This is a genomic window from Myxococcus sp. AB056 (genome assembly GCF_006547365.1).
GTDB lineage: Bacteria > Myxococcota > Myxococcia > Myxococcales > Myxococcaceae > Myxococcus > Myxococcus virescens.
This window is the reverse complement of sequence record NZ_VHLB01000062.1, coordinates 11,247-32,392: the sequence shown is the minus strand read 5'-3', so window position 1 is coordinate 32,392 and position 21,146 is coordinate 11,247. Positions and strand designations below refer to the sequence as shown.

Genomic DNA, 21,146 nt, shown 5'->3' with positions numbered 1-21,146 from the left:
GCACTCCCACCGGAACGGGGCGCTGGTTCGCGTCGAGCAGGTGGACCGCAGCGTTGGCGATGGGCCGCCCGATGGACGGCAGCCCAGGCCAGTGCCGCGGGTCGCCCTCCAACTCGAGCGCCGTCACCACATGCGATTCGGTGGGACCGTAGTGGTTGTGAAGGCGCTTGCCACCTTCCTGGAACCAGCGGCGGATGGGGTCGGTGATGCGGAGTTGGTCTCCCGCGGTGATGACTTCCGTGAGCCCTGGAACGCGATGCGCGGTGCGCAGCGCGGCCTGTGCCAGATGGTGGAGCGCCACGGCCGGCAGGAAGAGGCGTTGGACGCGCTCCGCATCGAGGAAGTCGGCCAACGCGTCCGGGTCGCGTCGCGTGCCTTCATCGATGAGGACCAACGTGCCACCCGAGCACCAGGTGGAGAAGGTCTCCTGGAACGACACATCGAAGTTGAGCGGCGCGAACTGGAGCGTGCGCAGGGGGCGGGCGTGTTCGGTCTGCCACTCGATGAGGTTGACGAGTGCCCGGTGGGGCATGGCCACGCCCTTGGGCTTGCCCGTCGAGCCCGACGTGTAGAGGACGTAGGCCAGATGATGCGGCTCCACCCGGGGCCGCGGTGTCTTCGTGGCAGGCGCCTCCGTGTCATCCAGCAGGACCTGCGTCAGGCCCTGAGACGGGAGCAGCTCGCTGTACTTCTTCTCCGTGAGCAGGACACGCGGCCTGGCGTCCTCCAGCATGTAGCGAAGGCGCTCAGGCGGGTACGTCGGATCGAGCGGCACATAGGCGCCACCGGCCTTGAGGACCGCGAGGAGGGCGACCTGCGCATGGATGTAGCGGTCCAGGCAGATGGAAACCCGGACCCCTGGGCCCACGCCCAAGGCACCCAGCCGGTCGGCCAGGGCTTCCGCGGCCTCATGGAGCTGGCGGTAGGTCCGCGTCACGCCCTGGTGCTCCAGCGCGACCACGTCAGGCGTCTTCTGGGCCTGACGATCGAACAGCTCGGGGAGGGTGCGGCCGGAGTACCTGCGCTCGGTGCGGTTGAGGTCGGCGTACAGACGCCGCTCCTCGTTGGACAAGAGCGGGAGCTCTGAGGTGTGGAGCTCGGGCTCCTCGGCGATGGCCTGGAGCAGCCGGCCGAGGTGCGCGGCCATCCGGTCAATCCGGTCCGCGTCGAAGACGTCCGTGTCGTACTCGATGCTGCAGGCGAGCGCGCCCTCACGCGGCTCCACGAAGAAGGTGAGGTCGAACTTCGACGTCGAGCTCACCGGCGCTTGAATCTCGGCGCGAACATCGGGGAGCTGGAGCTCGCCACCGCTCTGGCCCTGGAGGACGAACATCACCTGGAAAAGCGGGTTGTGCGCAAGTCCACGCGGCAGCTCGAGTGCGGCCACGAGCTTCTCGAAGGGTACGTCCTGATGCGCGTAGGCATCGAGCGCCGTCTTGCGGACGCGCAGCAACAGTTCGGAGAACGTCGGGTCTCCAGACAGGTCGACGCGGAGCGCGAGTGTGTTGAGGAAGTACCCGACCACTCCCTCCGTTTCGTGCCGGTCGCGATTGGCGACAGGCGAGCCAATCACCACATCCTCCTGGCCACTGATGCGCCCGAGGTACGCGGCGAAGGCGCCGAGCAGGGTCATGAACAGCGAGGCGCCCGAGCTCCGGGAGAGCGCTTCGAGCCGCTGGCCCAGCGGCGCTTCCAGCACGAAGCCATGGGTCTTCCCATGGAACCGCTGCCGTTCCGGTCGCGGACGGTCGGTGGGAAGCGGAAGGACGGGCGGGGCGTCCTTCAAGGCTTCACGCCAGAAGGCAACGCTCTCGTCCAGGCGTCCTGATTCCAGCCGCTGCCGCTGCCATGCGGCCCAGTCCGCGTAGCGAACGGGCAACGCGGGTAGGTCCGGCTCCGTGCCGCTCACCAGCGAGGCGTACACGATGCAGAACTCGCGCAGCAGGACTCCGACGGACCAGGCGTCCGCGATGATGTGGTGCTGGTTGAGGACCAGGACGTGGCTGTCGGGTGCGAGCCGGAAGTGCCGCGCGCGGAAGAGCGGGCCGTCCGTCAGCGAGAACGGCGCGGCGACCTCCTCGGCGATGCGTGCGTCGAGGAGGGCAGGGGAGACGTCCTCGCTCACGAGCACGGAGGCGGCAGGTGCCTGGACTCGCAGGACGGGCGTGCCTCCACGGTCGTGGAAGGTGCTCCGGAGCGCCTCATGGCGTTCAACCAGGAGCTGGAGCGTCCTTGCGAGCGCGCTGCCATCGAGCGTCCCCTGGAGCCGGAGCACCAACGGGACGTTGTACGCCGCGCTGTCCCCTCCGAGCGCGTCGATGAACCACAGGCTCTCCTGGCCCGGAGCGACGGGCGTGTCTCCCGTCAGTTCCACGTGCGGGATGGGCTCGACCGCCGTGCCCTGTCCAGAGAGCGTCTCCGCGAGCTGCGCGATGGTCCGGCGCTCGAAGATGGCTCGGACGGGAATGTCGACGCCGAAGGCCTCGCGGGTGCGCGCGATGACCTGCGTCGCCTTCAGTGAATGCCCACCGAGATCGAAGAAGTCATCGTGGATGCCCACGCGCTCCTGGCCGAGCACCGCGCTCCAGATGCCGGCGAGGATCTCCTCATGGGGCGTTCGAGGCGCGGCCGAAGCCACCTGGGGCTGGGCCTCCAGGGCACGGGATTCGAGCGCCGCGGTGTCGACCTTCCCGTTGGGCGTCAACGGAAGCCGGTCGATGACGATGACCCGGCTGGGAAGGATGGCCGTGGGGAGCTTCGTCGCCAGATACTGCGTGAGCACGGCCGCGTCGGGCTGAGGCACCACGTCGCTGACCGCGAACGCAATCAGCCGAACGTCACCGTTCTGCCGCTGCGCCTCGCTCACCACGGCCGCCGCGGTCACGTTGGGATGGGCCGCCAGCGCGGCCTCGATTTCGCCAAGCTCCACCCGCACGCCGCGAATCTGGACCTGACGGTCCGCCCGGCCGTGGAACGCGATGGTTCCATCTGGGAGGAACCGGGCGAAGTCGCCGCTCGCGTACATGCGCGCTTCAGGCACGCCCGCGAACGGGTCGGGAACGAAGCGCTCCGCGTTCAGGTCCGGCCGGTTCAGGTAGCCCCGGGTGACGCCCGCGCCGCCGATGTACAGCTCTCCGATGACACCCGGAAGGACGGGACGCCGCTGGTGGTCGAGGATGTAGATGCGGGCATTGGCGACCGGCCGGCCGATGGAGGGCAGCCCTTGTTTGCCATCCGGAGCGACGGTTCCGGATGTCGCCACCACCGTCGTCTCAGTGGGGCCGTAGTTGTTGACGAGCTGGAACGGGAGTCCCGCGGGCGGTGTGGCGTGGAGCCGGTCGCCGCCCGTGAGCACGAAGCGCAGCGCGCACGGCGAAGGCCACGGCAAGGCCAGCACGGACTCTGCGACCACCGTCGGCAGGAAGCTGATGGAGATCTGCTGTGCCACCAGCCAGTTCGCCAGGTCGGAGGGGGCACTGGACAGCTCGGGTGGGACGAGGTGCAGCGTGGCGCCCGCAGCGAGCGTCGGCCAGATTTCCCAGACGGCGGCGTCGAACGCGGTGCTGGCGAGCTGGGTCGTCCGGTCCTTCGCCGTGAGGCCGAAAGCCTCCGTGTGCCAGGACACCAGGTTCATCAGGTTCCGGTGTGTGACCAGGACGCCCTTGGGCGCGCCGGTCGAACCCGAGGTGTAGATGACGTAGGCCAGGTCATCCAGCCGCACCGGTTCCTTCGCGGGGACGCCGGGCGTGTCCGTCACGTTCAGGACTCGGGAGACGTCGAGCCGGGGAACGCGCGTGTCCGCGATGGGGTCCGCACCCGTGTTGAGGATGGCGACCGGTGCCGCATCGCCCACGATGTAGGCCAACCGCTCAGCGGGATAGTTGGGGTCCAGGGGCAGGTAGGCGGCTCCCGCCTTGAGCACGCCCAGGAGCGCCACCACCATCTCCACGGACCTGCCAATGCACACGCCGACGATGCACTCCCGACCGGCGCCCAACTGACGGAGATGCCGCGCCACGCGCTCGGCGTGGCGGTCGAGTTCGCGGTAGCTGATGGATTTGCCGTCGGGGCCCACCACGGCGGTCGCGTCGGGCGCGGCCCCGTTCAGTAGGGCCGTCACAGGGCGAGTGACGTCGTAGGCACGGGGATGCTGGCCCCACTCCGCCAGCACGCTCCGGGCGGCCTCGTCCATCAGGTCGATATCGCCGACCGTCTTCGCGCCCGGCAGCGACTCGAGCGCGGCTACCAGCAACCGCGCGATGCGCTCGGCCATCGGACGGGAGAACGCGTCCGCCGCGTACATGACGCGCAGCTCCAGCGACTCGCCCGGGATGGCGACCAGCGCCAGCGGGTAGCTGATGCGGTCGTGTGTGGTGACCGAGCTGATGGTGAGGCCACTGCGAGGCAGGAGCGTCGAGGCGTCGAGCGGATAGTTCTCGAACACCAGGATGCTCTCGAAGAGCGGTCGGTCCTTCGGCGCGTCCGACCAGTGCTGGATGTCCGCCAGCGAGGCGTAGCTGTACGGCTCGACCGCGCCTTGTTCAGTCTGAAGCCCCGACAGGAACGTGGCGACCTGCGCCGTGCCGTCCAGCCGCGCTCGCAGGGGCAGGGTGTTGATGAAGAGTCCGACGATGGACTCGGAACCGGCAAGGTCGGCGGGACGGCCAGAGACCGTCACGCCGAAGATGACGTCGTCCGTGCCTGTCGCTCTCGCCAGGACCAGCGCCCATGCGCCCTGGACCAGCGTGTTGAGCGTCAGCCGGTGCGCCTTCGCGAAGCCCGTGAGCCGCGCGGTCAGCTCTGGCGACAGCCGCTTTGTGACCTCCGGCTGCGTATCGCCCGCCGGTCCGCTGGTGTCCTGTCGCTCGGTGAAGGGCAGTGGCGTGGGTTGCTTGAAGCCCTGGAGCCGCTCGCGCCAGAAGGACTCCGCGCGGGAGGGGTCCTGCTCCTGGAGCCAGGCGATGTAGTCGCGGTAGGGCCGTGCGGCTGGCGGCAGCGCTGCGACGCCCTCCTCGAAGGCACCGAGCACCTCGCGGAGGACGATGGAGAAGCACCACCCGTCCAGCAGCAGGTGGTGGTAGGTCCACACGAACAGGTGGCGTGCGTCGTCGAGCCGTATCAGCGCGCAACGAATCAGGGGCGGCGTGCCCAGGTCGAAGCCCTGGAGCCGGTCCTCGCGCAGGAAGTCGTCAATCCACCGCTGCTGCGCGTCCGCCGGTACGTGCCGGATGTCTTCGATGCGCCAGGGGACTTCGGCCTCCACCGCGACGACCTGGAGCGGCTTCTCCAGACCTTCCCAGAGGAAGCCCGAGCGCAGGATGGGATGCCGGGCGAGGACGTGCTGCCAGGCCTCCTTCCAACGGTTGATGGGCAGGTCCCCCCGGACCTCGCAGCTCAGTTGCTCCACGTACATGCCCGCGCCGGGCTCCATCAGCGCGTGGAAGAGCATGCCGTGCTGCATGGGGGCGAGCTCGTAGATGTCCTCGATCGACTCTTCTGACGTCATGGCGCTGTCCTGCCCCTCACCTTCCACCTGGCTCATCGCGACTTCTTGGTCAGCGTGAGCACGCGCTTCAAATCCTTGGCACTCAGACGCGCCGCCGGGAAGTCAGACGCCACCCGGACCGCCGCGGCGGGCTCCGCGCGCTCGCGAATCATGGCTCGCACGTTGGCGTGGAACTCCGCGTTCAGCCGCTCGATGGTCTCCTTGTGGAAGACCTTGGCGCCGAAGGTCCAGTCGAGGCGGAGACGCTGACCCGCTTCGACCACGGCGTTGAGCTCGATACGGTGGGGCCGGGTGGCGCCAGGCGCGTGCAGCAGGCCCAGTCCCTCCTTGGCGCGGCCTCGCACCACGCCCTGCGTCGGCACGGCGCCCATCTGTCCCAGGTAGTTGAAGACGATGCCCGCGTTCGGAATCGCGCCGAGCCTCGAACGAATCGACGCATCCGGCGACAGCGCACGGAGCACGCCGTAGCCGATGCCGCCCCGAGGCGTCCGGCGCAGCGCGTCCTTCGCGCGGGCCAGCGTCTCACGCACGCCTTCCCGGGCACCCACGTGCAGGCGGAGCGGGAAGAGCGCGGTGAACCAGCCCACCGTGCGGCTCAGGTCCACGTCGTCGAACAGGAACTCGCGTCCATGGCCTTCCAGGTCGATTCGGACGGTGCTGTTGCCGGACCAGCCCGTGAGCGTCCGGGCGAGCGCGGCAATCAGGGCCTCGTTGACCTTGACGTCGTACGCCGTCGGGACCTCGTTCAGCAGCAACTGGGTCTCCTCCGCCTCCAGCCACGTCACGAGCGTGCCCGCGTCGCTGACCGTGTCCGGGGCGTGTGGGTCGTTCAGCGGCAGGTCCTGCGAGTCATCCCGCTGCGCCGTTGCGAGCCAGGCGTCGAGCTCAGCCCGGGCGTTGGGCGTCGCCGCATACGCTTCGAGCCGCTTCGCCCAGTGCTGGAAGGACGTCGTCTTCGGCGGGAGGCCGACCTCCTGGCCATTCGACAACTGGCTGTACGCCGTCAGCAGGTCCTCGATGATGATTCCCCACGACACGGCGTCCACCACCAGGTGGTGGGCCACCAGCGCGAGCCGCGCGGAGTCCCCACCCAGCCGCAGCAGGGCGGCGCGCATGAGCGGGCCCTGCTCCAGGTCCAGGGACTCGTGGAGGTCGGCGAGCGCCTCTTCCACGTGCTCGCTCCCGTCCACGTCCAGCGTGTCCAGGGGAATGCCTGTCAGCGCCGCCTCTTCCGCGTGGAACTGGGTCCAGCCGTCACCGTCCTTGCGGAAGCGGAAGCGGAAGCGGAGCGCGTCGTGGTGGCGCTCCACCGCTTCGAGCGCGCCGCGAAGCGCGGCCAGGTCGATTCCCGGCTCCACGTCGAGCATCACCGCCATGTTGAAGTGCTGCGGCCCGGCGCGGTTCTGGTCGAAGAACCAATGCTGGATGGGGGTGAGGGGCGCGCTGCCCGTCACGAGCCCCTGCTCGGCGTTGATGACCTGGGTGCTGGAGGCCACGCGCGCCAGGTCGGCGATGGTCTGGTGCTCGAACAGCTGGCGCGGTCGCAGCCGCAGGCCCTGCTGGGTGGCGCGGGAGATGATCTGCAGTCCGAGGATGGAGTCACCGCCGAGCGCGAAGAAGTTGTCGTGGATACCCACGGACTCCTTCTTCAAGACGGTGGCCCAGATGCTGGACAGGATCTGCTCCTCCCGCGTCCGCGCATCGGCGAAGGCGGCGGGCGCCTGGGCCTGCACGGGGTCCGGCAGCTTCTTGCGGTCCACCTTGCCGCTGGGCGTCAGCGGGAAGGTTTCCAGCACGACGAAGTGCGCCGGCACCATGTAGTTCGGAAGCAGGCCCATGGCATGGTCGCGCAGGGACTGAATCGTCAGCGCCGTGCCCGGACGGCCCACGGCATAGGCCGCGAGCTGCCCCTGGTGGACCGTGATGACCGACCGCTGGACCGCGGGGTGGCTGTCGACGACGGTTTCCACCTCACCCAGTTCGATGCGGTAGCCGCGCAGCTTCACCTGGTCGTCGATGCGGCCCAGGAAGTCGATGCTGCCGTCGGCGCTCCAGCGCGTGAGATCGCCGGTTCGGTAGAGCCGGGCGTTCGGGGCATCGGAGTAGGGGTCCGGGATGAAGCGTGTCCGGGTGAGCTCGTCGAGTCCGTGGTACCCGCGCGCGAGTGCCACACCGCCCACGTACAGCTCGCCGGGAACCCCGATGGGGACCTGCCGCTGGTCGGCGTCGAGGATGCGCGCCACGAGCCCTGGCAAGGGCCGGCCGATCGATGGAACGCCCGTGTCGCCCTGCTTGAGCTCGGCGACCGTCGCGATGACCGTCGTCTCCGTCGGACCATACGCGTTGATGAAGCGACGGGTGTCCGTCACCCACTTCTTCACGAGCTCCGAGGGGAGCGCTTCTCCGGCCGTGATGAGCACGCGGAGATCGGGGTAGGCCCCCTCTGGCAGCGTCGCGAGCGCGGAGGGTGACAGCACCACCTGGGTGATGTGCTTCTCCGTGAGCACCGTGGCCAGGGACTCGCCCACGCGCGCGGTCTCATCCGTGGGCAGCACCAGCCGGGCACCGCTGGCGAACGCCATCACGATGTCCCAGACGGATACGTCGAAGGACAGCGACGCCGCCTGGAGGATCCGACTGTCCGGTCCGAGACCGAAGAGCGGGACCGAGGCCACGGCGAGGTTCGCCACGCCCCGGTGCTCCAGCACCGCGCCCTTCGGCTTCCCGGTGGAACCCGAGGTGTAGATGACGTAGGCGGCGGAATCCGCGTCGGGGAACGGGAGGGTGGACGGCTCGGCGTGCTCCGGCAGGGGCTCATCCATCCACAGCGTCTGGCCCTGGAAGCCCGGCCGCTCGCCCAGGGCGCGCTCCGTGAGCAGCACCTCCGCGCCCGAGTCGTCCAGCATGTGGCCCAGGCGCGCCTGGGGGTACTCCGGGTCGAGCGGGACATACGCGCCGCCGGCCTTCCACACGCCCAGGATGCAGGTGATGAAGTCCACCGACTTCGGCAGGCAGATGGCGGCCCGCTTCTCCCGTCCGAAGCCCAATGAAACCAGGTGCCGGGCAAGGCGCGTCGCCCGCCGGTCGAGCTCGCCATAGCTCAGGCGGACGTCGCGATGCTCCAGAGCAATGGCCTCAGGTGCGCGCGCGACCTGCGCCTGGAACAACTCCACCACCGAGCCGGGCGCGGGCGGGGCACTGGGGCCTTGCTCCCACTTCGCCACCAGGCTGGCTTCGCTCACACCCAATAGCGCGAACTCGGGCACCCGGCGCTCTGGAGCCTGCACCGCTTCGCGGAGCATGACGACGAGGTGCTCGGCCATCCGCTCGATGCGCTCGCGGTCGAACAGGTCCGCGCTGAACTCGAGCAGGCCGGAGAGGCCATCCGCGGATTCCTGCATCGACAGCGTCAGATCGAACTTGGCGGTGACGCTGTCCAGGTCGAGCAGCTGCACGTCGAGCCCATCCAGCGCGGGCGGTGAGAACGGCGCGTTCTGGAGCGCGAACATCACCTGGACCAGGGGCTGGCGGCTGAGGCTCCGCTCGGGCGCGACCACCTCCACCAGCTTCTCGAAGGGCACGTCCTGGTCCGCGTAGGCGTCCAGGGCCGTGCGCCGGACGCGCGACAGCAGTTCCAGGAAGCTGGGGTCGCCGGACAGGTCCATCCGGAGCGCGAGCGTGTTGACGAAGAAGCCAATCAGCGGCTCCGCCGCCGCGCGATTCCGGTTCGCCACCGGCGAGCCGATGATGAGGTCCTTCTGGCCGCTCAGCCGTGACAGGTAAGCGGTGAAGGCCGCCAGCAGCGTCATGTACAGCGTGGCGCCTTCCCGGCGGCTCAGCTCCTTCAGGCGCGCCGTGAGGGAACGGTCCACGTCGAAGCGGACCACGCCACCCCGGTACGTCGGCGTCTCCGGCCGGGGCCGGTCGCTGGGGAGGTTGAGGGAGGTGGGCGCCCCCGCCAGGCGTTGCTTGTGCGCTTCGATGGACTCCGCGAGAGCGCCGTCCCGCAAGAGCTGCCGCTGCCACAGCGCGAAGTCCGCGTACTGGACCTGGAGCGGCGGCAAGGCCAGCTCACGCTGCGAGCGCAGCGCGTTGTAACCGGCCGCGAGCTCACGCGCGAGGATGCCCACGGACCAGCCGTCGGAGACGACGTGGTGCATGGTCAGGACCAGCACATGGTCCGACTCCGAGATGCGGAAGAGGCGCATCCGCAGCAGCGGGCCCCGCTCGAGGTCGAACGGCCGGGAGACCTCCAAGCCCGCCTGGACCTGGATGAGCCCGAGCAGCTCCGCCTCCGAAGCGCCGGCCGGGTGGGCCAGCTCCTCAGTGGGCGGAAGCTCGGCCGTGACGTTCGGGGAGATGACCTGGAAGGGCTGCGCGCCTTCTGCCGGGAAGCACGTGCGGAGCACTTCATGCCGCTGGACGATGGCGTCCAGGCTCTGCCGCAGGGCCTCGTGGTGGAGGGGGCCTCGGAGCCGGAGCACCAGCGGGATGACGTAGATGGGGGCCCGCGTCTCCTCGATGCGGTCCACGATCCACAGCCGCTCCTGGGAGGAAGACAGCGGAATGCGCTCCGGGCGCTCCATGGGCCCGGTGAAGTCGACCGCGGCCACTCCGGGGCGCTGGCGCTGCTGTTGGACGGCCGTCACGAGCCCCGCGACGGTGGGGCTCGCGAAGAACGTGCGCAGCGGAATCTCCACGCCCAGCACGGCGCGAATCCTGGACACGACCTGCGTGGCCAGCAGCGAGTGTCCGCCCAGGTCGAAGAAGCTGTCGTGCACGCCCACGCGCTCCGCGCCGAGCAGCTCGGCGAAGATGCTGGCCAGGATCTCCTCCTCGCCATTGCGCGGCTCGACGTAGGCCGTCTCCAGGCCCTGTGAGACGGATGGAACCGGCAGGGCGCGCCGGTCGACCTTGCCGTTCTCGGTCAGGGGAATCCGGTCGACGACCATGATGCTCGCGGGCACCATGTACTCGGGAAGGCTCGCCTGCGTCCGCTTGCGCAGCTCGCTCTCCAGGCGGCGATCCACCCGGCTCCGGAGCGGGTCATTGGCGCGGCGTGCCCCCGCGACGATTTCCGGTGCACTGCCGAAGAGGGCCACGGGCCCATGCGCCGACTTCGCGGCCGGGGTGAAGACCGCGTCGAAGGAACCATCCACGCCGCCGCGCGACCAGTCCAAGGCGACGTTGAGGGACAGGGCCTCCGCGAGCTGGTGGAGAGACTCGGGGTCGATGCCAGGATCCGGAGCGCTCGCGGGCGTCGTGGCGTCGCGGTCCAGCACACGCCGACGGAGCTTCTCGAAGGAACCGGGCCGCGAGGCCGCTCCATCCGTCACGCTCGCCAGGGCGTCCAAGGACGCCTCGACTCGCGCGTTCCGGATGCCGCGCAGGCCGACACGCCGGGTGCCGTCCTGGGTCAGCCGGGCGCGGAGCTCGGGCAGGCTCACGTTGCCCGGGCCCCAGGCCACGTCGGGGGCGGGGCTGGGCGGGGTGTCCAGGTGGATGAGCACGTCGTAACGGAAGCGTGTCAGCTCGTTCAGGCACGCGCCCCGCTTCGGGCGAATCTCCACGTGGGTGAGGCGGGGGATGCGCTGCTTGAGGGCCCAGAAGAAGTCCGGGGCGAGCACCAGCTCCTCTTCCGCCGCCATGCGCTGCGCCACGCGGGTCTTGAGCACCTGTGGGTCGAGCGTGCCGGACGCCTGCGCCAGGACGATGGACGCGTGGAAGGCCTCCAGCAGGCGGAAGTTCCGCACGTCACCCACGAAGATGACGCCGCCCGTGTCCAGCCGCTGTGAAGCCTTCTCCAGGGCCTGGGCGAGGTACTCCGCGCTCGGGAAGTACTGGACCACCGAGTTCAGCATCACCGCGTCGAAGCGCATGTCGCCGAAGTCGATGCCGTCCAACTGGTCCGCCGCGCAGTGGAAGAGCTTCGCATGCTCGAGCCCGGCCGACTTCGCCGTGTTGCTCCGGAGCATGTTGACGACGACACCCGAGACGTCCGTGGCCCAGTAGGCCTCCGTGGACGGCGCAATCCGCGTGAGGAGCAGACCGGTGCCACAGCCGATCTCGAGCACGCGGCGGGGCTTCCGCACGAGAATCTGGTGGACCGTGTGGTCGACCCACTCCTTCATCGCCTCGGCGCTGAGCGGTGCGCCGGTGTAGCTGCTGTCCCAGCCCGCGATGTTGAAGCTGGGGTCCAGCTGCGGCTCGCTGGCGGAGCGTGCGTAGAGGTCGTCGTAGAGCGCCTTCCACTCGCCCACGTGCGTGTCGCCGACGCCGCCGTCCGCATCCGAGGACAGGAGCATCTCCGCGGCGTTGTCCCTGGGCACGACGTAGGCGGCGATGCGGCGGTCGTCCGCGCTCCGCTCGTGCGTGGTGACGTAGGCATCAACGACCGCCGGGTGCGTGGCGAGCACCGACTGGATTTCACCCAGCTCGATGCGGAACCCGCGAATCTTCACTTGGTCGTCGATGCGCCCCAGGTACGTGAAGCCGCCATCCGGAAGGCGGATGGCGAGGTCGCCCGAGCGGTAGAGCCGCTTGCCCGGCGAAGACGGGTCCTCGACGAAGCGCTGTGCGGTGAGCTCGGGGCGCTTCAGGTAGCCGCGCGCAACACCAGCGCCGCCGACGTACATCTCCCCCGGAACGCCGGCCGGTACCGGCTGGCCGTGCTCGTCGAGCAGGTGCAGTTCGAGGTCCGGGAGCGGGCGTCCGATGGGGCTCGCGGCGGAGGTGAGGTCAGCCTCGGTCACCCGGTAGTACGTGACGTGCACCGTGGTCTCGGTGATGCCGTACATGTTGATGAGCTGCGTCCTGGCGTCCCCATACCGCTCGAACCAGGGGCGCACGGTCGCCGCGTCCAGCGCTTCACCACCGAAGATGATCCACTTGAGGCCGCGGCCACCCTTGCCGTCCGCGATGGACGGCGCGCGCGTCAGCGCTCGGAACGCGGACGGCGTCTGGTTGAGGACCGTCACGCCCTCACGTGCAATCAGCTCACCGAAGGCCTCGGGCGCGCGCGTCATCCAGTGGGGCACGACGACCAGGCGCCCGCCGTACAGCAGCGGCCCCCAGAGCTCCCAGACGGAGAAGTCGAACGCCGCGGAGTGGAACAGCGTCCAGACGTCATCCGGCCCGAAGCCGTAGAGCGGCTCTGACGTGGTGAACAGCCGGGTGGCGTTGGCATGGGTGACGATGACGCCCTTGGGGCGCCCCGTCGAACCAGAGGTGTAGATGACGTAGGCGGCGGTGTCCGGCGTGATGGCCGGCTCGGGATTCGGCGTGCGCCGGCCGCCCTGCCAGTCGAGCGCGTCCACGAAGACGGTGGGTACACGCTGGGTGGGAAGCTCGCCGGTGCGGCTGGACTCAGTCACCAGCGCGGTGACCTCCGCGTCCTCCAGAATCAACGCGAGCCGGTCCTTCGGGCTTGCGGGGTCCAGCGGCACATAGGCGCCGCCGGCCTTGAGCACGCCGAGGATGGAAACGACCAGCTCCGCGCTGCGGTCGACGCAGATGCCCACCAGTGACTCGGGGCCCACGCCGTGGTCGCGCAGCGCATGCGCCAGGACATTCGCCCGGGCGTTGAGCTCGGCGTAGCTGAGGTGCGTCTCGCCAAACGTCAGCGCGGTGGCCTTCGGGCTGCGATCGGCCTGGGCCTCAAACCAGCCGGTGAGGGTCTGAGCGGTGGTGACGGCCGGGGCGCTTTCAACGCGCGCCTCGTGCACGGGGGACGGGGCCTTGACCGCCAGGGACAGCCGGGCCACCGGCTCATCCGGCGCGCGGACCATCTCCTCGACGAGCTTCTCAAAGTAGCCGCGCCACAGGGCGACGGTGTCGTCGTTGAAGAGGGCGCGGTTGAAGCGGAGCACGCCGGAGAAGGCGCCTCGCGTCTCCCACATCTCCAACGTGAGGTCGAACTGCGACTCCTGGTCGCTGATGGGGAAGGGCTCGAGCTGCAGGTTGCCCCAATGGACGCGGGCGTCCTCGTCGGGCGAGGCCCACAGCGCCATGGCGCCGCCACCCTCGCGCGAGGCGTGGAGCGAGATGGACGCCTGGAAGAGGGGAGACACGCCAGGACGGCGCTCGATGTTCAGTCGCTCCACGAGCGATGCGAACGGGAGGTCCTGGTGCGCGAGCGCCTCGTGGACGACGGTGCGCATCCGGCCCAGCAGGGTCCGGGTGGACGGCGCGCCGGAGAGGTCCGCGCGCAGCGCCACCGCGTTGGCGAAGTAGCCCACGACGTCATGAAAGGCGGAGCCGGGCCGGCCCGCCGTGGGTGAGCCAATCAGGATGTCCTCCTGCCGCGCCAGACGCCCCAGCAGGGCGGCATAGGCGGACACGAGCACGACGAAGGGCGTGGACTCGGCGCTCTGCGCGAGCGCCTTGATGCGGGCCGTCAGCTCCGCGGAGAGGCGGAACGGGCTCGCGCCACTCCGGTTCGCGGCGACCGCCGACCGGCTGCGGTCGGCGGGCAGCGACAGGATGGGGAGCTCACCATCGAGCTTCTTCTGCCAGTAGTCCCAGTGGGCCCGCCCTGCGGCACCCGACATCGTCTCCGCCTGCTGCGCGACGAAGGCGGCGTAGCTGCCCGTGACGGGCGGCAGGGACGGCTGCTCGCCTCGCGCGATGGCCTGATAGAGCTGATTGAACTCCTGCTGGAGGATGCCCGCGGACCACCCGTCATAGACGATGTGGTGGACGGTCATCAGGAGGACGTGGTCCTCGGCCCCCAGGGAGAAGAGGTTCCCCCGGAGCAGCGGACCCCGCTCCAGGGAGAACGGCTGACGGTAGGCGCGGGCCACCTCGGCCTGGAGCTGCTCGGCGCTCCAGCCCTGCGCGTCCACGTGGGTGAAGCTCGGCTCGAGGGTCGGGTGGCACGTCTGGACGAGCTGCCCTTCCGCGGTGGACGAGAACGTGGTGCGCAGGGAAGCGTGGCGCTCGGCCAGCATTCCGAACGCGCGCTTGAGCGACGCCACATCCATTTGCGAGCGGATGCGCAGCGCGAAGGGCGTGTTGTAGGCCGCGCTCTCCGGGTCCTGCTGGTGCAGGAGCCACAGCGCCTTCTGGCCGGACGCGAGCGGGGAGAGGCGGGGGGCCGCCTTCCCGGACTTCGCCATGAGCTCCGCGAGCAGCTTGCGCTTCGCCTCGAGTGAGAGGCCCTTCATGTTGTCAGCCGGGGTGCTCATGCCGTCTCCCTCTCCTGCGCCGTCTGCGCGGCGAGCATGGCCTGGAGGATCGTGTCCAGCTCACCCTCCGACATGCTGTTCACCTGCTGCTCGATTTCGGCTTCCTCCGTCACCGGTTCCGGCGCGGGCGCAGCGGCGGCGGCAGCGGGCCCGTCGAACTTCGACGACAGGTTGGTGGCGACCTCCACCAGACTCCCGGCGCGCAGCAGCTCCAGCGCGGGAATCTCGATGCCGAGCGCTTCGCGGATGGTCCGCTGGACCTGCATCGACAGCAGCGAGTCCACGCCCAGCAGGGACAGGGGCTTCTGCGGCTCCACCCGCTCCATGGGAATCTGGAGAATGCTGGCGAGCCGTTCGACGAGGAACTTCTCCAGCTCCGGCTGCCGGGCCTCGGGGGCCAGCCCCGACAGATGTCCGCGCAGCTGCTCCGCTTCGCTCTGTGCGCCGCCCTGGGCACTGCCCAGCAGGTGTGACGTCCTGGCGGACTTGCCCAGGTGTGGGGCGGCGCGGCCCAGCTTGGACCACTGCACGTCGAAGAGGCCCAACTGCGGCGTGCGCAGGCGCAGCACCCGCTTGAGCGCGGTCAACACGGTGGCGGGCGCCATCGGGTTGAGGCCGAGCGATTCGAGGTAGGTTCGCACCGCTTCGTCCTGGGCCATGCCGAACTCACCCAGCACGCCCCAGTGGATGCTGATGGCCGCCAGCCCTCGCGCGGCCCGGTGCTCCGCGAGCGCGTCGAGGAAACTGTTCGCCGCGACGTAGTTGCCCTGACGCGGGTTGCCAATCAGCGCGGCGACGGACGAGAACAGGACGAAGAGGTCCAGCGGCCGGTCCTGCGTCAGCTCGTGAAGAATCCACGCGCCGCCCGCCTTGGGAGACATGACGCGCTGGATGCGCTCGAGGTTCAGGTCGGGCATCGGCGCGTCGTCCAGCACGGCCGCCGTGTGCAGCACGCCCTTGAGCGGCGGGTGCGTGGCGTCGATGCGCGCGAACAGCGCCCGCATGTCGTCCATGCTGCTGACGTCCGCGGCAGCCGCGGTGATGCGAGCGCCGGCCGCCTCCAGGTCCTGGACCAACTGTCTGGCTTCCGGTGTGGAGGCGCCCTTGCGGCCGGTGAGCACGAGGTTCCGCGCACCCTCCGCGACCATCCAACGGGCGAGCGCGAGGCCGAACCCGCCGAAGCCGCCGGTGACGAGGTACGTGGCGTTCGCATCGAAGAGCGGCTCGTCCGCCGCCGGCGCGAGCGCGAGCGGCTCACCATCGGTGAACGTCAGCGTGAGCCGGGCCAGCCCCTGGTCCTGTGAATGTTCCGCCAACCACGCCGGTGCCTCCTCGGCGCGGGTGACGGGCCAGGACTCGGACGGCAGCGCCGGTAGCGTCTGGAACCGGCCGAGGACGGACTGGAGCCGCGCGGCGACTTCGTGGGGACGCTGGCGCAGCATGGCCGCGACGTCCACGCGTGCGCAGGCCGCGCCACGGGGCCAGGCGGTGGCGAACAGGCCCTCCGCCGGAGCAAGCGGGCCCGCATCGACGAAGCGGCCGAAGGCCCCGAGCACACTGGTGAGGGTGGGCTCCGCGTCGCAGGACGCGTTCACCAGCAGGTCCACGCCCGCGCCGTCCGTCCACTCCAGGATGTCTTCCGGGAGGGAAGGCGAGCGCCGGTCGAAGACACGAACGCCCTCTGGCACCTGCCGCGTGTCGCCGTCCAGGACGATGGCCGTCCGGGCTCCCGCGGCGCGGCCGAGCTCGACCACGGCAGTGCCCACGCCACCGGCGTCCCCGATGACGAGGAGCCGTTCGGAGGCATGGATGTGGCCATGCACATGGAGCGCGTACTCCGCGCTTAGGAAGGGCAGCAGCCGTCCCTGGGACGTGCCGGCGCTGACGAAGTCCCGGTCCAGGCGCAGCACCACGTGCGTGCCCACCACGGGCGCTTCTTGCGCGACCAGCGCCTGCACCACCTGGCCGGACGTGAAGCCCGGGGTGGCCTCGCCCACCGCGACCACCACACCGCCCACTTCCAGCGGCCAGTGCGTGTCGGACGCACGCCGGCCTTGCACGGCCGCGGCGCGGGTCAGCGTCACGTGGGTGACCTTGATTTCGACCTCTCCGCGCGCGGGCTGCTTGCGCGTGGCTCGACGCGGCCGGCGCTCGGCGCCGTCGAGGGCGATTTCGAACACCTGCTCCACACCGGCCGGCGCGGGCGTGCCCTTCGTCTGGGCCTCCCACTCCGGAAGGGGCTTGGCGCTGAGGCGGCGGACGAAGCGGCGGGTGTCGCGCAGCGCGACCTCCTCCTCCTGCGTCTCCGCCAGCAGCTCACGAGCAAGCCGCTCGATCAGCTCCGGCTGCGACGTCGAGGCGCCCTTCGGCAGGTCGATGGAGCGGGTCCGCAAGTGTGGGAACTCCGCGGGGACGACGCGCGCGAAGCCAATCAGCGGCGTGGCGGACAGCGCGCCCAGACCGTCACCGGGGGCCGCGCGCTGTGCGTCGCGGGTGACGATGCGCAGCGACGCGCCATCGCCCGGCGCCAGGGCCAGCACCACGTCGAGCAGCGCCTGCACGTCGTTCGACTCGACTCCCGGACGCGCGTCCAGGCCGGCGAGGTAGGCAACGTGCTGGATGCGGACACGGCCCACGGCCTCCACGAGGGAACGGATGTCCTCCGCGTTCCCGGGACGAACCTGGAAGCGGTGGTTCGACTCGCGGACGAACGTCTCGCCCCGCGTCACCAGGACCAGGTCCTGGATGCCGGTCCGCTGGAGTTCACGCGTGAGCTCGGCGCCGATTCCGCCCTGGTCCGCGAAGACGAGCCAGGTGCCCTGGCTCTTCGCGGGCAGCTCCTCGGCGGTGGCCTCGAAGGCGTGCGTGTACGTCCAGTCGTAGAACGCCGGCCTGGGCACGGACTCCTCACGGTCCGCGAGCGCGGCGCACTCGACGCCCGTCAGCTTCGCGGACACCCGTCCCTCGCCGTCCAGCAGCGTGATGTCGCACTCGAGCTTGTGGGCCGTGCGCGCGCGAATCCGGGCATGGCACCACAGCGGCGCGTGGGCCACGGGAGGGGTGGAGAGCTGGATGCTCCGGCATCCCATGGGCAGGTAGAGCCGCGCGTCGTCCTCGGGGAGCCAGGACACCATGGCTTGGAGGCACGGGTCCAACCACACGGGGTCGAGCAGCATCTGCGAATCCGCGGTGATGCGCGCCACTTCCGCTTCGGGAAGGACAATCTCGGCCAGCAGTTCCTTCTCGTTGCGGCGCAGCGTGTGGATGCCGCGCAGGCTGGGGCCATACTCGAGCCCGCGCGTCGCCAGCATCCGGTACAGCGCCTCGGTGTCGAGCGGCGCCTCGGCGTGGATGCCGAGCTCGCTCACCCGGGCCTGTGTCTCCGGTGGCGTGTGGACGTTCCGGCGGATGCGCGCGGTGGCGTGACGGGTCCACGCCGTGCGGTTGTCGCGCGGCCGGCTGTAGATGGTCACCGTCTGCGCCGCCTCGTCGTACGTGGTCCGGACGACGGGCTCGTCATGGCCAGTGACGACGAGCGCGTTCTCGAACCGCACCTCTTCCAGTGCATGCGGCTCGGAGAGGCCCATGGCGCGGCGAACAGCGAGCGCCAGCTCGACGTAGGTGGCGCCAGGGACGACGAGCGAGCCCCGGACGCGGTGGTCCTGGAGGCACGGCAGGAAGCGCGCGTTCAGCCCGCGCTCCCAGGTGGGCAGCGGCGCGGAGACGCGGGGGCCGAGCAGCGAATGCTCGTCCGAACCCCGACGGTCCGTGAGGGCCTCCTCCGACTCGTGCCAGTGCTTCTCACGCTGCCAGGGGTAGGTGGGGAGCGGGGTGTAGCGCGAGCCCTGCGGATAGAGGCCGCTCCAGTCGATGGGAATGCCCGCGACGTAGAGCTCGGCCACGGCCTTGGTGAACGTCTTGTGCTCGGGCTCCTGTCGCCGGAGGGAGGTGAGGACGCGGCCCTCGACGCGGGCCTCCGCGCAGCACTCCTTGATGGACGCCAGCAGCACGGGGTGGGGCCCCAGCTCGATGAAGAGCCGGTAGCCGTCCTTCAGCATCTGCCCCGCGGCCTTCGCGAAGAGCGTGGGCTCGCGGATGTTGTCGCACCAGTATTCCGCGTCGTAGGCAATGCCCTCGATGCGCCCGCCCGTGACGGTGGAGTAGGTGGGCAGGTGCCCGGCGGAGGGCTTCAGCGTGGCCAGGCAGCGCCGCAGCTCTGGCTTCAGGCTCTCCATGGCGGGGCTGTGGTACGGCACCTCGACCTTCAGGATGCGCTGGAACACGCCGCGCGCCTCCAGCTCCGCGGCGATCTCCTCGATGGCCTTCGCGTCACCCGACAGCGTCACCGCGTTGGGGCCGTTGATGGCGGCGATGGACACCAGGTCCTCACGCCCCCGGATGGCGGCGCGCGCGCCTTCCTCGGAGAGGCCCACGGCGGCCATCTTTCCCTGGCCCGCGGCCTTGGCCTGGATGCGGCTGCGCTCGTAGATGACGAGCATGGCCTGCTCCAGCGTGAAGCGGCCGGCGGCATAGGCCGACGCGACCTCACCCGCGCTGTGGCCAATCACCGCCGCGGGCGTGATGCCCGCGCGCCGCCACATCTCCAGCAAGCCAATCTGGAGGAACGTGTTCGCGGGCTGCGCGATGTCCGTCCGCGCCATGTTGGAGGACTGCTCGTCCGCGAGCATCTGCTCCAGCAGCGACCAGCCCGCCAGCCGCTGGAAGAGGGCGTCGCAGCGGTCCAGGGTGGCGCGGAACAGCGCGTCCTGCGCGTAGAGCTCCCGGCCCATGGCCCACCACTGGGGCCCCATGCCGGTGAACACGAAGACGGGCCGGGCATCCGCGGCCTGGAGCGTCCGGCCAGAAGCGCCCAGCTCGGCGGGGTTGCCCGAGGCGAAGGACTCCAGCCGCGCCGTCAGGTCGGCCACGTCCTCCGTCGCCAGCAGCGCCAGCCGGTGCTCATGGTGGGCGCGGCGCGTGGCCGCGGAGAAGCAGATGTCCGACAGCGAGGCCGACGTCGGCGCGGCGAGCATCTCCGCGTAGGACTGCGCCAGGGCGCGCAGCGCCTCGGGGCTGCGGGCGGAGAGGGGGAGGAGCAGCGGCGCCGGGGTTGCGTCGGCGCGGGCCTGCGATGCGGCGGACGGGGCCTGCTCGATGACGCAGTGGGCGTTGGTGCCGCCGTAGCCGAAGGAGTTGACGCCCATCCGCAGCGGCTCGTCCTTCCGGGGTGCGAGCGTTTCGAGCGCGCGCGGGATGCGGATGCCCAGCGTGTCGAAGGGGATGGCGGGGTTGAGGTTGCGCAGGTTGGCCTGCGGGGGCAACTGCCGGTGCTGCAGGCACAGGCTCGCCTTGATGAGACCGGCCACGCCGGCCGCGGCCTCCAGGTGCCCGATGTTGGCCTTGAGCGAGCCGACCCACGGTCCCTGGCCGTCCTCGCGCTTGGAGACGGCGCCCAGGCCACCCAGCTCCGCCGGGTCACCCACGGCGGTGCCCGTGCCATGGGCCTCGAAGGCATGGATTTCGGTGGGGTCCAACGCGGCGCCGGCGCAGACGCGGCGAATCAGCGCTTCCTGCGCGCGAGAGCTCGGCGCCGTCATGGACTCGCTGTGGCCGTCCTGGTTGACGCCCGTTCCTCGAATGATGGCGTAGACGCGGTCCTGGTCTCGGACCGCGTCGGAGAGCCGCTTGAGCACCACGATGCCGGCGCCCTCGCCACGGCCGTAGCCGTCCGCGCGGGTATCAAAGCTCTTGGAGTACCCGTCCGCCGACAGGAACTTGCCCTTGCTCATGGCCACGAAGATCTCGGGCCGGAACATGACGTTGACGCCACCCGCCAGCGCCAGTGACGTGGTGCCGCTGCGCAGGTCCTGGCACGCCAGATGGACGGCGACCATCGACGAGGAGCACGCCGTGTCCAGGGAGATGCTCGGCCCCTGGAAGTCGAACATGTACGACAGGCGGTTGGAGAGCACCGTCATCGTGGAGCCCACCGCCGTGTGCGGTCCGATGAGCTCGCGGTTCATCGGCCCCATGTGCGTGAGCATGCTGTCGAGCATGAACCCGCCGACGTAGACCCCCGTGGGGCTGCCCGCGAGCTTGTCCGCCGGAAGGCCCGCGTCCTCCAGACTCTCCCACGCCACCTCCGCGAGCAGGCGCTGCTGCGGATCGAGCGTCGCCGCCTCCCGGGGCGAAATGGAGAAGAAGGCCGCGTCGAACGTGTCGATGGCTTCCTGCAGGAAGCCTCCCGCCCGCACGTACGTCTTGCCTGGCTTGTCTGGGTCCGGGTCGTAGTACCGGCGGTGGTCCCAGCGCTCCTTCGGGACTTCTACGATGGCGCAGCGGCCCTGGGTGAGCAGCTCCCAGAGGTGGCGTGGTGACTTCGCGCCCCCTGGAAAGCGGCAGCCGATGCCAATGATTGCAATGGGGTCGTGCTCAATATTGGACACTGCGCTCAT

The 21,146-nt window shown here is 70.1% G+C and carries 3 protein-coding genes (1 of these 3 only partly in view); all 3 read right to left on the bottom strand.

The window, feature by feature from the left end; all coding sequences use genetic code 11:
* Tightly spaced (each overlapping or abutting the next), the 3 genes in view from FMP39_RS24645 to FMP39_RS24635 form a layout consistent with a single transcriptional unit that may run on beyond the window.
* On the bottom strand, positions 1-5,542 hold the beginning of the coding sequence (locus FMP39_RS24645) for a non-ribosomal peptide synthetase (RefSeq protein WP_141592658.1). Its footprint begins 7,892 nt before the window's first position; the window shows 5,542 of its 13,434 coding nt (coding positions 1-5,542); it begins with the start codon at positions 5,540-5,542; its stop codon lies off the left edge, out of view.
* Positions 5,539-14,691, bottom strand: a complete 9,153-nt coding sequence (locus tag FMP39_RS24640) for a non-ribosomal peptide synthetase (protein ID WP_141592657.1) — start codon at positions 14,689-14,691, stop codon at positions 5,539-5,541. The genes FMP39_RS24645 and FMP39_RS24640 overlap by 4 nt, the downstream gene beginning before the upstream one ends.
* A complete protein-coding gene (locus FMP39_RS24635; RefSeq protein WP_194858549.1) occupies positions 14,688-21,146 on the bottom strand; it encodes a type I polyketide synthase in 6,459 nt (2,152 codons plus the stop codon). Before FMP39_RS24635 ends, FMP39_RS24640 begins: the two co-directional genes overlap by 4 nt.